The organism is Pseudomonas flavescens, assembly GCF_013408425.1.
In the GTDB taxonomy this organism is placed as follows: Bacteria; Pseudomonadota; Gammaproteobacteria; order Pseudomonadales; family Pseudomonadaceae; genus Aquipseudomonas; species Aquipseudomonas fulva_A.
On sequence record NZ_JACBYV010000001.1, the window covers coordinates 1,858,690 to 1,873,422 of the forward strand.

General features: G+C 52.7%; 16 protein-coding genes and 1 pseudogene. 7 read left to right on the plus strand and 10 right to left on the minus strand.

Features of this window, described 5'->3' with window-relative positions; translation table 11 throughout:
• Positions 1 to 55 precede the first annotated feature (55 nt).
• Together FHR27_RS08095 and FHR27_RS08100 are read right to left on the minus strand one after the other, a co-directional pair.
• Positions 56 to 805, minus strand: a complete 750-nt coding sequence (locus FHR27_RS08095; protein ID WP_042552947.1) for an OBAP family protein — start codon at positions 803 to 805, stop codon at positions 56 to 58.
• Positions 806 to 851: 46 nt separating this feature from the next.
• Positions 852 to 1,388 (minus strand): DUF4142 domain-containing protein, encoded by a 537-nt coding sequence (locus tag FHR27_RS08100; protein WP_042552948.1) that lies wholly within the window; start codon positions 1,386 to 1,388, stop codon positions 852 to 854.
• Positions 1,389 to 2,204: 816 nt separating this feature from the next.
• Between FHR27_RS08100 and FHR27_RS08105 the strand changes: the two genes are divergently transcribed.
• A complete protein-coding gene (locus FHR27_RS08105) occupies positions 2,205 to 2,666 on the plus strand; it encodes a PA2169 family four-helix-bundle protein (RefSeq protein WP_179538261.1) in 462 nt (153 codons plus the stop codon).
• A gap of 238 nt (positions 2,667 to 2,904) precedes the next feature.
• On the opposite strand, the gene FHR27_RS08110 is transcribed toward FHR27_RS08105, so the two are convergent.
• Positions 2,905 to 3,414: a ferritin-like domain-containing protein gene (locus FHR27_RS08110; RefSeq protein WP_042552950.1), complete on the minus strand. Its 510-nt coding sequence runs from the start codon at positions 3,412 to 3,414 to the stop codon at positions 2,905 to 2,907.
• Between the two features lie 200 nt (positions 3,415 to 3,614).
• On the opposite strand from FHR27_RS08110, the gene FHR27_RS08115 reads away from it, so the two are divergent.
• Both FHR27_RS08115 and FHR27_RS08120 read left to right on the plus strand, forming a co-directional pair.
• Complete coding sequence (locus tag FHR27_RS08115) at positions 3,615 to 4,490, plus strand: manganese catalase family protein (RefSeq protein WP_042552951.1); 876 nt, start codon at positions 3,615 to 3,617, stop codon at positions 4,488 to 4,490.
• 352 nt (positions 4,491 to 4,842) lie between these two features.
• Positions 4,843 to 5,454: a DapH/DapD/GlmU-related protein gene (locus FHR27_RS08120; protein WP_042552952.1), complete on the plus strand. Its 612-nt coding sequence runs from the start codon at positions 4,843 to 4,845 to the stop codon at positions 5,452 to 5,454.
• 86 nt (positions 5,455 to 5,540) lie between these two features.
• On the opposite strand, the gene FHR27_RS08125 is transcribed toward FHR27_RS08120, so the two are convergent.
• The 3 genes from FHR27_RS08125 to FHR27_RS08135 all read right to left on the minus strand — a co-directional run bounded on the left by FHR27_RS08125 (position 5,541) and on the right by FHR27_RS08135 (position 7,591).
• Positions 5,541 to 5,798, minus strand: coding sequence for a DUF1652 domain-containing protein (locus FHR27_RS08125; RefSeq protein WP_042552953.1), 258 nt, complete (start codon positions 5,796 to 5,798; stop codon positions 5,541 to 5,543).
• 88 nt (positions 5,799 to 5,886) lie between these two features.
• The gene (gene umuC / locus FHR27_RS08130; RefSeq protein WP_179538262.1) at positions 5,887 to 7,161 is read right to left on the minus strand and encodes a translesion error-prone DNA polymerase V subunit UmuC; all 1,275 of its coding nucleotides are present in this window, start codon (positions 7,159 to 7,161) and stop codon (positions 5,887 to 5,889) included.
• Positions 7,154 to 7,591, minus strand: a complete 438-nt coding sequence (locus tag FHR27_RS08135; protein ID WP_179538263.1) for a LexA family protein — start codon at positions 7,589 to 7,591, stop codon at positions 7,154 to 7,156. Before FHR27_RS08135 ends, umuC begins: the two co-directional genes overlap by 8 nt.
• 99 nt (positions 7,592 to 7,690) lie before the next feature.
• On the opposite strand from FHR27_RS08135, the gene FHR27_RS08140 reads away from it, so the two are divergent.
• From FHR27_RS08140 to FHR27_RS08150, 3 genes are all read left to right on the plus strand, one after another.
• Positions 7,691 to 8,383, plus strand: coding sequence for an SOS response-associated peptidase family protein (locus FHR27_RS08140; protein ID WP_179538264.1), 693 nt, complete (start codon positions 7,691 to 7,693; stop codon positions 8,381 to 8,383).
• Between the two features lie 192 nt (positions 8,384 to 8,575).
• Entirely contained in the window at positions 8,576 to 8,755 is a 180-nt protein-coding gene (locus tag FHR27_RS08145) for a general stress protein (RefSeq protein WP_179538265.1), read from the plus strand.
• A 216-nt stretch (positions 8,756 to 8,971) separates the two neighbouring features.
• The gene (locus FHR27_RS08150; protein ID WP_179538266.1) at positions 8,972 to 9,328 is read left to right on the plus strand and encodes a hypothetical protein; all 357 of its coding nucleotides are present in this window, start codon (positions 8,972 to 8,974) and stop codon (positions 9,326 to 9,328) included.
• A gap of 216 nt (positions 9,329 to 9,544) precedes the next feature.
• On the opposite strand, the pseudogene FHR27_RS08155 reads toward FHR27_RS08150, so the two are convergent.
• Positions 9,545 to 10,706 (minus strand): annotated as a pseudogene (locus tag FHR27_RS08155) (IS3 family transposase).
• A gap of 14 nt (positions 10,707 to 10,720) precedes the next feature.
• Between FHR27_RS08155 and FHR27_RS08160 the strand changes: the two are divergent.
• Positions 10,721 to 11,746 (plus strand): AlbA family DNA-binding domain-containing protein, encoded by a 1,026-nt coding sequence (locus tag FHR27_RS08160; protein WP_179538267.1) that lies wholly within the window; start codon positions 10,721 to 10,723, stop codon positions 11,744 to 11,746.
• A 97-nt stretch (positions 11,747 to 11,843) separates the two neighbouring features.
• Here FHR27_RS08160 and FHR27_RS08165 read toward each other — a convergent pair whose 3' ends face one another.
• From FHR27_RS08165 to FHR27_RS08175, 3 genes are all read right to left on the minus strand, one after another.
• Positions 11,844 to 12,695, minus strand: a complete 852-nt coding sequence (locus FHR27_RS08165; protein WP_257026855.1) for a hypothetical protein — start codon at positions 12,693 to 12,695, stop codon at positions 11,844 to 11,846.
• A gap of 71 nt (positions 12,696 to 12,766) precedes the next feature.
• Positions 12,767 to 13,135 (minus strand): hypothetical protein, encoded by a 369-nt coding sequence (locus tag FHR27_RS08170; RefSeq protein ID WP_257026856.1) that lies wholly within the window; start codon positions 13,133 to 13,135, stop codon positions 12,767 to 12,769.
• Between the two features lie 223 nt (positions 13,136 to 13,358).
• A protein-coding gene (locus FHR27_RS08175; RefSeq protein WP_179538268.1) for an IS3 family transposase occupies positions 13,359 to 14,509 on the minus strand; the annotation gives its coding sequence in 2 pieces (ribosomal slippage) (positions 13,359 to 14,272 and positions 14,272 to 14,509; 1,152 coding nt in all).
• Positions 14,510 to 14,733: the final 224 nt, after the last annotated feature.

Consider the following 14,733-nt stretch of genomic DNA (forward strand, 5'->3'; position numbering starts at 1 on the left):
GGATGGTGCACAACAGTCGCTCTAACCAAGCCACTCATCCTGCCAACGGCCGCCCTCAGTGCTCGCCATGGGCATTAGTCGGATCGTCAATCTGGAAAGCCCGGCCTTTCTGCCAAGCATCGGCTCCAGGATCAACTGCAGGTGTTTCGATATCGGCACGATCAAGGCGTTTTTGCTTACTGTCGATGCCAAAACGCTGATCGCGCTCGTCAACCATTTTGGGATCTGCCTGGCCGTCGGCAGTGAACCCCATCATCAACTGAGGTACGCCCAACGGCAGGCTCTTGTGCTGGTCGGTGTGCCAGGTATGCCAGGTTTTACCGTAGGTACGCACCAGCTTACGCATCAGCGCATGTTCCGCCGTCTGCGCAATGCCAGGTGCGATCAGTTGACCTGATTTCACCTCATGCACGTGGCTGTGCCACAGCGCCTTTTCCTTTTCGGGCAAGGTTTTGAACAGCTGTTCGCTGATGATGTATTCGACGCCCATGAGTTTGGCGTCCTCGACATTGCCATCGTAAATCACGCACTGAATCAACTCTTCGCTGAGTATTGAACAGTAATGATGCGCTTCCATCTGCGCGTCGGGTCGACCGCTGTAGAAATGGAATCCGTCCAGATAAGCGTTCAACGCAGCGACAGGCGGACGGGATTGCAGCAGTGCAGCACCAGCGTCAAGCAACTGCGTATCGACTTCGGTAGGCCTACCCTCAACGCCAACATTTGAGGGGCTCTCGCCGCCGGCGCAGGCGCTGAGTGCTAACGCTGCCAATAAGGGTTGCAGAACGCTGATGCGACTTTTCATCGGGGTCTCCTGTTACTTGAGGAACAAACTCTCTTTGGAGCGGCGCCTACTGGACACTCTGCGCTGGAGGAGTACGTTGATGAGTCAGCTCTCGCAGGTCACGAGCCATTTCCAGATGGTGTTTAAGCTTCGGCAGCACCTCCTTGGCCCAAGCGCTGAGCTCGGCATCCTCAGAGGCTGCAGCTTTTTCATAAAGCTCGATCGCCTGCTCGTGAGCTTCTACTTGATTGTTGGCGTAAGCATCATCAAAGCTCTCACCTTCACGCACCTGCAGAATCTTTGCTTTTGCCTGGTTCATCAGGTCGGCATCAGTAGAAATCTTTAGCTGTTTTTTCTCGGCCAGAGCCTTGAGCTCTTCATTCGCGCGGGTATGGTCATCAACCATGGTTTGCGCAAATTTCTTTACTTCGTCGCGGGTGCCCTTTTCGAGTGCCAGCTTGCCGGTCTCGATCTCAGCAATGCCTTTTGCCGAGGCCTCTTCGGCAAAATCTTCAGGAGTTATCTGGGAGGCGGCATGAGTGGCGTTGCTAAGCCCCAGCAACAAAGCCAAGGCTGTACCAAGCAATACAGCGGACTGTTTCATATCGAAATCTCCTATGGAGCGTTGGTTTGAGGATGTTCGTCTGCAAAATGATTTCCAACTAATCAAAAATGCAGCGATCTCGGTGGCTGAAAAGAGTTTCAGCATTCGAACTGCCATACCTTAGGGTCAATGCGAAATGACAAATGAGGGCGATCTGGGCATTAGGCTTCCTCTCTATTCGCCTGCTCTTAGTGGCAGCTAAACCTATGAGATGAAGAACGCTCTGAATGTTCTGGTCAAAATTTGGCTCTGCCGATAAGCGGTGTTTTGATATCGGAGTGCAATCATTTTTTGACCGCAAGACTATCGATATCTACCGTCCGTAAGATCGTGGAAACTGTCAGCTAACGCTAATGCTCTTAGCCTCACTACCGCTCGAGCATTTTCTATGAACTTCCAAATCAAGCAATTTGAATCTTCAGTCGCTCGCGATTACGTGATTCATACTCAGTCCAGCCCTAACGGCATGACTCTGCTTTGCAATGACCTCGTAGGCAACTTAGTCGGCTCAAGGATATTTACAGCAAGGCAGTTGAAGAACACTGCGCTGGTCAGCCTTGTGCTCACAGATCTCAGAACAACGCTATCCAGGAGCACTAATCAGACAGCTTTGCCAAGCAGCTAAAGCGTGTTTAGGCATTTCTAGCCAAGCGAAGGGTTGGCGTTGCCGTTTCGATTCGCATGACACCGATTTCATACCTGGAAAATCCCTGAACCTTCTTCCGTAGGCACTCCCTAAATACCAAGTGCATACGTTGCGCTTGGCACTACTGCCCTTAAAGCCCCCTTTGGGCTTACCGTCTGGAGATACAGGAAATGACTGACATCCATAAAGAAACCATCAAGATTCTCAACGACCTGATCGAGACTTCCAAAGATGGCGAGGCTGGCTTTAAAGACCTGGCCGAAAACACTAACAACGAACAGCTTCGCGGTGTCTTCACTAAGCGCGCCGCTGACACCTCCGGTGCTTCCGCCGAACTGCAAGCACTCGTGCGTACCCTTGGCGGTGACCCGGAAACTACTACCAGCGTGAGCGGTGACTTGCACCGTCGTTGGGTTGATCTGAAGTCTGCAATCACCGGTAAGGATGATGCTGCATTACTGAACGAAGCTGAGCGCGGTGAAGACGTAGCCAAGAAGAGCTACTCCAAGGCGTTGGAGAATAATGATCTGACTCCGGACGTGCGTGCAGTCATTCAACGACAGTACGACGGTGTGCTGCGCAACCACGATCAGATCAAAGCACTCCGCGATCAGGCCCGTGCTCAGAAGTAACTGATTCAGTAGCGAGAAAGCCCGGCCGCAGCGCCGGGTTTTTTACATGTCTTTGTAATAAGCTAACCTGCTTGATCTAACTTGTGATTTACGAACATGTCGACTTTCGATTAATTGCTTATCTACCTGTCTACCTGCGCCCCATCCCCGGAGTAGTCAGGCTGCGAAACTCAGCAACCATTACATTGATTACTGAGTTTCACAGCTATCAAAATCAGCGTTTTTGAATTCCCCCACGTTACCGTTTTGCTTGGGTATCCGGAGCTTCTGAACGAGCCAAAAACGCTTGGGTCAGTTCTGGTAAGTGCTGCTTCAGCCAGTCAGCCATTGCCTGCTCTTGAACCAAAATCTGCTCACAGACCCTGCGAGTCTCACCATCCCCCGCGGCTTTAGCGGCGGCGATCAGCACGGTGTAGGAAGCAATCTCGAGATTTTCAAACACATACCCGCTCATCGCACCTTTGATCACTTCATCACTCATCAGCGAGCCGCCAAGAGCTTGGCCAAACGCCGCGAGCTTGCCAGCTATATCTTTGACGGTTGATGGTTTTTCACCGAGGCGTTCCAAGCACCCTTCGAGCAACTCACGCTGCCCCACCGTTTCGCTTAAATGCTCCTCGATCCGAGCTTTAAGTTTGGGGTAATGCTCTAACCGAGACGCTTGGGCCTTCAACATTTTTTCAGCTTGCTGCTCCATCGCGTGCGCATCACGCAGCCAGTCCAAAAGGTTCTCAGCACGCGTAGCCATGACATTCACCTCATAAGTTTCTGAAGAGAAACTGTGTGATTACAGTCGCTCGGCAACCGTTCGCCGTAGGAGACGAACGGCACAGTTTTATTCCACTTAGCGAGTCAGCTGAACTTTTCCAAAAGCCAACTCCTCCATGTTTTCAACCAAGCAGGTGCTATGAACATAGGATGTTAAAACGCCACGATGAGGTGATAATAATGTTTGTTCACAATAAACGACTTCAATATACCGTAAGAGTCGCCGGCCCTAACCCAGGGCTGGCCAACCTCCTCCTCGAACAATTCGGTGGGGCGAATGGCGAATTGGCAGCCGCGATGCGCTACTTCACTCAAGGCCTCGCTGAAGATGATCCAGGCCGTAAGGATCTCCTGTTGGACATCGCAACAGAAGAACTCAGCCACCTGGAAATTATTGGCACGATTATCGGCATGCTCAACAAGGGTGCTAAGGGTCAACTCGCAGAAGGCGTTGAAAAGGAAGCGGAGCTGTACCGCTCACTGACGGGTGGCGGTAATGACTCTCACATTACCTCGCTACTCTACGGTGGTGGTCCAGCGTTGGTGAACTCAGCCGGCGTACCATGGACTGGTGCATATGTGGACTCTATTGGAGAGCCAACTTCTGATCTAAGATCCAATATCGCCGCGGAAGCCCGCGCGAAGATAGTCTATGAAAGGCTGATCAATGTCACGGATGACCCAGGTATCAAAGACGCACTTCAGTTCTTGATGTCTCGTGAGCTCGCCCACCAGAAGTCTTTCGAAAAAGCGCTGCACTCCATTCAGCCGAACTTCCCGCAAGGAAAGCTTCCAGGTTTGCCAGAATTCACTGACACGTACTTCAATTTGTCACAGGGCGAAGGCGACATGAAGGGGTCGTGGAATGATGGGGGGGACTGGATTTATATGGAAAGTCCTCAGCCAGCGGTCGACGGCGGTGACGGATCAGCTTCCGTTGAACTCTCATCCAAAGATCAGAAAACTCTCGAACAGATGAAAGAGAGAACGATGTCAGATCCAACCGCCAACCCGAAAACTGGGGTAGATCTTGGCTCTGGTGGTACGGTGAAGTAATGAATAAGGCCTGGAGACTTCTCCAGGCCTTTTTTCAATCATTTGTGAAACCCGAATATTTGCCGAGTAGTTCTAGCGCCATGCTGCACATACATTTTTCCTGATTGTAATGCGGACTTTACCATCGCGCACCACTCGCTTTTTTGCAGTTGGCAGCCAATTGCTTCGTACGCAATTAATCTCCAACTTGGCTGATGTTACCTATTCTGTCACTCGAATGAGGTTCGTCCATCCGCCGAGCGCAGTCATCTACTCAGATCAACAAAGCCCTTGCACAGTCCTGAATTCTCAGCGAATTCCATAGTCGTATCGCACGATGGATACCCGAACTTTATCTAGACTGGAACAGTTTATGAAGCTACCTGAGATCAGTACCTTTATAGCAAAGTGGCCCTCGCTAGGTTTGGCCCCCTCCTACGCCTGGCTGGTTTCTGAAGACTGCGAAAACCAAGTCTTAGCCTTGATGGCTGGCCTTGGAGCGGGTTACCGACGCCATGGAAACTGTGCCATACACGAGACTGCCGTTGTAGAGCAAGGGGCTGTACTGAAGGGCGCAATCATCATCGGTGAGGGATCATTTGTGGCGGCGGGAGCTTATCTGCGTGGCGGAGTTTACCTGGGAAACAACTGCATTGTTGGCCCTAGCTGCGAAGTCAAAAGCAGCTTCATGCTTGCTGGAAGCAAGCTTGCACATTTTAACTTTGTCGGCGATTCACTGATTGGCGAAAACGTAAATATTGAAGCAGGTGCAATCATTGCCAACTACCGTAACGAGTTGGATGGTGCGGATATTAAAATCCGTTATTTAGACAGCGTGATCGAGACGGGTGTCAAAAAATTCGGTGCTTTAGTAGGCGACCGCTGTAAAATTGGGGCAAATGCAGTGATTGCTCCCGGTGCGATACTGGCGCCTAACACACATGTTCCACGTCTGGGTTTGATTGACCAGTTTGGACACGATTAAGCAATTTCAATTGTAGTACTGGCCAGACTTAGTACCGTGAGTGCTGTTTGGCCATCATGGCTTGCGGATCGCGCATCGCTATTTGGCTACATCTGCCGCCGGCAGATCGGGGACGCCATCTGCAGCGCAGCCAAGTCTTGGCGAATCTGCAGAACAATCTTGGATATTGCTCGTGATGAGCCCAGTTCGGAGCGCTTCAGGCCCGCGACATTCAGCAGCACAGCCTCTGTAGCAGGATCCCGAATTTGAATCGTCACTGAATCATCAGGCGCTACGCTGCAGGTGCACTTCATCGGTAGGAACGCCGACTCAACAATTTGGCGAAATTCAAGCGGTGACATCATTCGTTAGGAGTCCTTTCCAAAAGTAGGGTTTTCTGTCGAGATCGTAGCAGTGGCAACAGCAAATGCAACGACGATTTGCAATCTGTACTCATTTGCATCCGACAGTCCAAAGCTGATCAAGTCGCGTCGTATAGCTCGGGCTGAGCATCTCTCGTTTCATCCCCCATTCAGGTTGTAGCTCTACACGTCCAGGACGTAGCGTTCCCCTGCCCCACTTTGCGTTGATCTCATCGAGTACGGCCATCACCCTCGTTGACTCAACGGGTTGTTGAGGTGCGAACAGGTCGCCCGTGATTTCGGTGCGCTGGCATAGATCAAGCAGCATTACCTCCGCCTTGCTGTACGAATACCCGGCGCGATACGCCTGCTCCAGCGCATGCATGGCGTAGTGAGTAATCATCCGCGTGTCGTCTGTCGCCCAGGGCAGCTGCACTGCAACACCCTTGGCGTACTTCGCCTCGTCAGGATTGTGCATGCCTGTGCGCACACCAACGCGGATCTGGCGGCACACGGACTGTTGCGCCCTCAGCTTCTCGCACGCGATTGCGGTATAGGTGGCCACGGCCTGGCGAATCGATTCGATGTCCTGCAGGCGCTTGCCAAACATTCTGCTCGAGCATATTTCCTGTTTAGGCGGCGCTGCCTCCTCAAGCTCCAGGCAAGGCGTGCCGCGCAGCTCGCGGGCAGTCTTCTCGATCACGACACTGAACTGCTTGCGTAACGTCCAGGCGTCGGCCTGAGCGAGATCCCATGCTGTGTTGATACCTTGGGCGTTGAGGTGCTCGGTCATGCGTTGGCCGACACCCCACACCTCGCTCACAGGCAGAACCCGCAGAACCTTGTCGCGCCGCACCGGATCGCGCAGGTCGACCACACCGCCGGTCTGCTTCTGCCACTTCTTTGCAGCGTGATTGGCCAGCTTTGCCAAGGTTTTCGTATTGGCGATGCCGACCCCAGTGGGTATGCCCGTCCATTTCAGGACGCGTGTGCGGATATCGCGGCCGAGCTGCTCGAGGTTTCCAGGCATCCCGGTCAGGTCAGCAAAGGCCTCATCGATGCTATAAACCTCCACAGCAGAGACCATGCCCTCTATCACAGCCATCACCCGCTCCGACATATCGCCGTACAACGCGTAGTTAGAACTGAAAGCCAAAATGCCATGCTCTCGCAACACCTTTTCCACCAGGTGGTACGGCTCACCCATTTTCACAAAGGGCTTGGCATCGGCAGACCTGGCGATCACGCAGCCGTCGTTGTTGCTGAGTACCACCAGCGGGACTCGCCGAAGATCGGGGCGGAATACACGCTCACAACTGCAATAGAACGAGTTGCAGTCAATCAGCGCGACGACAGGCTCAAGCATGACCGCGGAACATGCGCAGCCCACCTTTTACGACGCCCCACACCTCGAACTGCTCACCCTCAAGCACGTACCGCGGCGCATAAGCTGGATTCTCTGATCGGAGAATCACCTGGTTGCCTTCCCGGATGTAGGTCTTTACCAGTGGGTCGTTGTCGATCGCGCCGATTATGACGTCGCCGGAAACCGCTTCGAGCGAGCGATCGACGATCACCACATCATCATCGAATAGGCCGACGCCGATCATGCTGTCGCCCACGACACGTACGTAGTAGGACTGAGGCGCAAAGACGTTGAGAAGCTCATCCAGTGAGATCTTCTTCTCGATGTGATCTTGCGCGGGGCTCGGAAAGCCGGCAGGAACGCGGAAAGAAAAAAAGGGCAGCTCGATATCGGAGCTGCCCAGCGGGCCAAGAATAGCTGCGTTGCCCATGAGAGAGACCTGAAAGCATACTGTATGTATATACAGATACCAAATCAGTTAGCTCGCGGTCAAAGGATCATGATGGCCATCTGACGACCGGAGGGTTTTATGTGTGGACGATTCACCCAGTACCGAACCGTTGATGAGTACGCAAAGGCCCTGCAGCTCGGCCTGCTTGAGGGGGATTGGTCGAACCACCCCCTTGAGCGCTACAACGTTGCACCGCAGTCTCGGGTGATGGTTCTACACCAAAACGAACATGGGACGCATGCCCTGCCCGTTCGCTGGGGCTACGCGCCACACTGGGTAGACGGTAAGCGTCCGGCGGCGACCTGCGCCAGGATCGAGACAGCCAGCACGAGTAGGTTCTGGGGAGCGATCTGGAAAAAGGGCCGTGTGATAGTGCCCTCAGATGGTTGGTACGAATGGAAGAAGCACCCTACTGATAAAAAGCTGAAACAGCCCTACCTGATCCGGTTGAAGAGCAAGGAACCAATGTTCTTTGCAGCGATAGCCGACCTCCCCTCGACAGCGCATGAGGACGGTGGATTTGCCATGATCACAGCTGCGAGTGATGTGCGCATGGTCGACATCCACGACCGTCGGCCCGTTGTGCTTCGTCCTGATGTCGCGAGGGAATGGCTTGAGCATGGGCTACTGCCGGAGCTCGCAGAGGATTTGGCAAGACACCACGAGACGCCGGTCACTGAGTTCGAGTGGTTTCCGGTCGGCAAGGCAGTTGGCAACGTGAACAACCACGGCGTGGAGCTCACACAGGAGATCAGCAACCCGCTGCTTTAGCGCTGCTGAATTGTGTGAGTCGCGGGTGATCGCTAAGTGCGCTGCAGGCGCCTGTTCACAGGCGTTTGCCCTCCCTCCATCAGCCATTTTGCCAGCATCCGCTGGTCGCTACCTTCGAACCATGGATAGCAACGCCTCTTCCAATATCTGCATCACAACTTTTTATTTCGCATCCATCAAGGGGATAGGGAAATGGCTAATACCAACTCTGGCAACTTTGCAAATGATCGTGAACGAGCCTCTGCCGCGGGCAAAAAAGGTGGATCTAACAGCGGGGGTAACTTCGCCAATAATCGGGAGAAAGCCAGAGAGGCTGGGCGAAAAGGCGGTATGCACAGTCCTAAACGAAAGCCTGCGGAAACGCCGGATTAGATAAATATCAAGCCAGATGAAAGGTGCGAAATTTGCTTGTTTAGGACACATTGCATTCTGCATGGCAAATTCGCACCCACCCTTGCATCATGCAACATCGGCAACTCATAAAATCTGTTTATTTACTTATAAATCAATAGCTTGCACTGATTATATTTTTGGCATGCTCTCTGCTAAATAGGTGGTACATCACCAACCTTACAGAGGGAATCGGACATGGATCATGCCGCTCAATTTCTGACTGACAGCCTGCCTGGACATGACGTGAAAATCGCTAAGCGCCCCGACGGCAAGCTATTGGTGACGTTAAGCAGGAATGGTGAAGCGATTTTCATGAAAGCTGTTGAGCCACAGGCCGTTATTGTTGAGGAAGGGTTGAGGGGTCTACTGCGTGAAATCCAACGTGATCACAAGCTGGTGAGTGGCGAGGTCAGCTGGAAGGGAGCTGGAGCGCAATGGGTTCACCGCAGTCTTCCCACCTTTACTGGCGCGCCGATAAATCCGACGGCAGCTAAAACCATGTGGAAACGGCGTGAGGCTAACTCCTACAGATCATCAGCAGTCAGCTTCTGAGGACTACTGCTGGTGACCGATACTCGGCACTGCAATTTACCTGAACATTTCTCGATCCTGAGCCTTCTATCTCATATGCCCTTTCGGGCTCCTCTGAGAAGAAGGCTCAGTCGATGTTCACATCCATGTTGTTCCTCGCTTTCGCATTATTGATCATGATCACGGTCGGCTTTTGTTCTGGTATAGCGATTCTCCATCAAATGGATTGTGTAGTGGTCAACTGATCCCGGACACTGCGTTAAGTTTTTCCTCGGCTACGGCGGGCGGTAGGCCGCCGTTGAATTGATGTGGCCTTTGCCAGTTGTACCTCTGCATCAAAAATCGACCGATATCCTGCTGTGCCAGCGAAGCGCTCATGTAACCCACGCTCGGCAGCCATTCCGTTTTCAAGCTGCGAAATAGTCGTTCCATTGGCGCATTGTCGTGGCAATTTCCGCGTCGGCTCATGCTCTGTTTGAACCGGTAACGCCACAGTCGCTGGCGGAAACTTCTGCTGCCGTATTGGCTGCCCTGATCACTGTGGAACAGCACATTTTGAGGACGGCCACGCTGTTCGTAGGCCACGTCCAACGCCTTGATCACCAGGTCGGCATCAGGCTTTGACGAAAATGCCCAGCCCACTACGCGGCGAGCAAACAGATCGATCACCACTGCCACATAGTGCCAACGACCTTGGGCCCATACGTATGTGATGTCACCGCACCAGACCTCGTTCGGTGCCGATACGGTGAACTCGCGACCCAGCACGTTCGGGATATCCGGTCGTTCCACCGTCGCCTTTTTGTAAGCATGCGAGCCGGCTGTTTGCTGATCAATTTCATCTCACTCATCAGCTTGCGCACCTTGTATCGTCCAATTTCGATCCCGTCTTCGCGCATCATGAACATGATGCTTCGGCTACCCGCAGCACTGCGGCTTTGGGTAAATAGCTCGTTCACTCGGCTGCGCAGAAGCAACCGCTTAACGTCCGGAGATTGGCGCTTACGACAGTGCGCGTAGTAGCAGGAACGGGGGACTTCAAATACCGAGCACAACAGATCCACCGGCTCTTCGGCGCGGAGTAGATCAATCAACGCGAACGCTCGTGCTCCTCGGCCATCAAGAGCGCGGTGGCCTTTTTTAGAATCGACTTTTCCCGCTCCAGGCGATTGATCCGAGCTTCCAGTTCCTGAATTTTTTGCTGCTCGGGCGTCAGCGCTTTGCTGGCCGGGGTAATACCGTTTCGCTCCTCTTGGAGCTGGCTAACCCATCGGCGCAGGGCCGACTCAACGAGCCCAAGCGAACGGGCTGCTTCGATATGGCTGTAGCCTTGGTCGAGCACCAGGCAGGCTGCCTCGCGCTTGAACTCGGGCGTAAACGTACGACGTTGCTTGGTCATCAGACACCTCTCCTATGGCGAGCATTCTCGCCTTAAATGGGTGTCCGGGTTTAGTAGACCACCACAGACCGCACCCAGCCGAGGTCGTCGGTATCCAGGAAAGCATCGACGATTCTCAGATCCAGCAGTTCGTGCATGGAAAGGTGAAACCAAAGCTGACGTTCCGCTATGAAGAGCATCTTTACGAAGGCAAGACCATTGGCGCCATCATCATCCCTAAGCAGAAGCGCCCCTTCTACCTCGCAAACCCTTACGGCAAGCTTAAGAGCAATGTGGTTTATGTACGCCGGGGCAGTAGCACTGACGAGGCAGAGCCGGTCGAAATAATCGAAATGGCGAAGGAAGACAGCGGTCGCGGCAATCTGAAGGTTAGTCTGTCCGTTCTAGCACCAGAGAACACAAATTTGCCTAGGAGCTTCGCTCACACCTACTTGCAGCTCGTCGAGGATTTCCCGGACTTCGAAATGTCACGAAAGCCTCGCGGGCCCTTCGATCCGCCCGTATTTTCCAGCCTTGAGAGAGATAATGGTGATTTCTGGCGAGAGTACGCTGAGTACCTTCAAATGCAGGAAGCGCTTATCACTATGCGCTTCGCTTTGACCAATGAATCTGCTGTACAGCTATCCAAAGCAAAGATAGAGGTCTCAGTCGAAGCGCTGGACTCCCAGCCGATTAAAATGATCCCAGGCCGTAATTTACCCACACAGCCAAAGCCGACGTGGAACATTTCCAATATTGTCTCTGCGCAAGAGGCGCGGATCACGAATGAAGCGAACTTGGTGATGGATGAAAGCGACTATACCCCGGTGTGTCACATCCGGCTTGGGACTCTTCTACCGGGAGAGCAGGCCAAATCTGAGACGCTTGCTATCATCCCGGAGGCTTCAGGCAGGCTTAGGCTCAAGGTACGCATCCTCGGTGCAGAGCTAGCGGCTCCTATCGAACAAGAACACTTACTTGAAACCACCGGAGAAGTAAAAGCATTAGACTTCCCAGGGTTCCAAAAATATATGCAAATAAAATTGAATGAGCAAAAGTAATAATGCGCGAACTGGTTGCAGAATTGAATCGCAACCTTGCCTTAGCCCCCCCAAGAGCGTCGTCAATTGCGGATTCGAACCGCAATATGACTAAACCTCAATCAGGCGCCTTTGAAAGCTCTTTCGCTTTATCAAAGATACTATTCAAGATTTCCATTGAAGTCTTATCCTTTTTAACAATTATCTCAGAGAAATTACTCGACTTATCTTCGCTTTCCTCGATCAACCCTGCCAGAGGGCCCCATTGCTTTATCTGTTCTTGAAGCCGGTCATCAATACTATCCCGATATCCATCTGGGTATGCGGACTTTTCAACAGGGGGGAGATCGTCGAAGTACTCAAGAATACCTTTAAAGACCTCACGATTATCACCGCCCGGCTTCAACTTTGCAGCCAAAGCCGAAAAACGAGCCTCGTCTTGCATCCGTAGCTCGGCGGAAGCCGCGTAACGCTCAGCCATGGTAAAAGTACCTGAGTCATCGTAAACGACGGCACTCAAATCGTTGCGCTCCATCCCGGCAAAAGGATTAGATGCGCGCCCTGGCGGGGATTGATGCAAAGAAACTGCATAATCTAAAGATTTTTGTGCCATTTCCAAGCGCGCTGGATCATCTGTGTTAGGCAACATTGCTTCTTTGCTATAACTTTTGTTCGCTATGCTCTGACTAAATGAATACAGGTTATCCCAAGTGTTGGCATGCAGGCTTTTCAACTGACTTTTCGACATTGAAGACTGTCTTTCCGCAGCAGAGCTTTGGGCATAAAGCGCCTGGGCAGCACCGGAAATCGAAACATTCTCTCGCTGCGAGTTTACCGCCCCACCCGTTTCGGTTATCGACCCGGCCTGCACTTCTGACGTAGCCTTAGTCGGCACCGGTGACTTGGTGACGACCTCTGATTGTGAAGACTTAATGGAAATGTTCATTTTCACACCCAAAAGGCCGGACATAGGGCTAATCCGCTCTATCTGGCCATATTATTAAACGCTAGTATTAGCGGATCTCGAACTCGACCGTGTAATCAAACGGCAAAGAGGGAGTAATGGTCGTGAGTACCAATACTCGTTCCAGTTTTATTGAACGTGGGGACGCGAGTACGCGGATCGACAGTATGGGATGCAGCAAAGCGGCATTGCTTCGAGCCCGAGGTATAGACAAAACGCATGCCAGAAACGGTGTCAGCACCACTAGTGAGGATAAAAGTGCTTGTGCCTGACGGCAAAATTGAACCTGGTGCAGGAGAGACACTTCCCGAGAAGTACTCGTAGGTGAATTGAGCATCCGCCGTGGTGGAGTTTTTCACCTTAATTGTAACGCTAGTGCCTGCATGGGCGCCCGCAACCATTGATGCGGCGAGAGCGATGGAGCCAAAAAGCTTACTGATCTTCATGAAATTTCCCTATTGCAATTAATAATCGCCAAATCAATTCGGCGTTAGTTCTTCAATATCCAGATGGATATACGAATCACTGCATTTCCCTGACTACGAAATTGAAGAACATCATTATTAAAGCACAGAACTCAGAGCTTGCAAGCAGCTGGAACGTTGCGCCAGTGTCAAATAGGCAGCAGCTAGTTTGCCAAATGGCATAGATTGAATCGCCCCGGCTTTCCTAGACACTTTCCAAGCTCTGGAAATAGCGCTTTTCAAAATCCACTGGCGATAGCTGCATAGCGCTGCTGTGCCGGCGTTTAGGGTTATAAAACATCTCGATGTAATCGAACACATCAGCGCGTGCTTCTTCACGAGTGCCGTAGGTTTTCCGCCTGATGCGTTCGCGCTTCAGCAGTTGGAAAAAGCTCTCTGCCACGGCGTTGTCGTGACAGTTACCGCGCCGGCTCATGCTACTGATCAGGTTGTTGGCCTTGAGGAAACTTTGCCAGTCCAGACTGCTGAACTGACTGCCCTGGTCTGAGTGGATCATCACTTCCTGCTTGGGTTTGCGCCGCCACACAGCCATCAGTAAGGCATCAATTGCTAGATCGCTGCACATCCGTGGCTTCATCGACCAGCCAACCACCTGGCGTGAAAACAGATCCAGCACCACTGCCAAGTACAGCCAGCCTTCATAGGTGCGAATGTAGGTGATATCTGTGACCCAGACCTTATTGGGTTCTGCGACCTTGAACTGTCTCTCCAGGCGGTTGGGCGAGGCTACTGTCGGCTTGCCGCCATAACAGCCAGGGCGCCGACGATAACCAGTCTGCGAGCGCAGCTTCTCCAACCTCATCAGGCGGGCCACGCGGTGACGGCCACAAGACTCGCCCAGCTCACGCAGGTCGTCGTGGATCTTTCGGTAACCGTAGACACCACCACTTTCCAGCCACGCATGCTTGATCAACCCGAGCAGACGCTGATCTTGCTTGGCGCGTACGGAGTTAGGCTCGGATAGCCAAGCGTAGTAACCGCTGGGGTGCACTTTGAGGTTTTGGCAGAGACGCCGAACCGGATACTCCACCGACAGCTTGCTGATGAAGGCGTACTTCAGCCGGACTCCTTGGCAAAGTACGCGGCGGCCTTTTTTAGGATGTCTCGCTCTTCGGTCACTCGCTTGAGTTCAGCACGCAGACGACGCAGTTCGGCCTGCTGATCGTCCTCTTGCTGCCGCTTTTCCTGGGGCTTGCTGTAGCGCTTGATCCAGGCATACAGGCTGTGCACCGACATACCTAACCGCGCTGCCACTTCGGCTACAGGAAGGCCACGCTCGGTCACTTGCTTGACCGCTTCGATTTTGAATTCTTCGGGGTAACGCTGGTTGCTCATGGCACCTCCTAGTGGGCCTCATTATGAGGCTTGGAGGTGTCTACGAAACTAGGGGCGATTCAAGGGTCAACTCCCGCAACGCCCAAACATGCGTTTCTTCAACCCCCGCTGATTGCTTTAAAAAATTGGCATCGCCTCTTGAAACCCAGCGATCCGCACCTAAATTCGCCTTACACGATGCCGAAATCGGGTCGTGTGTAAATCACTTGGAGAAATCTCAGGAG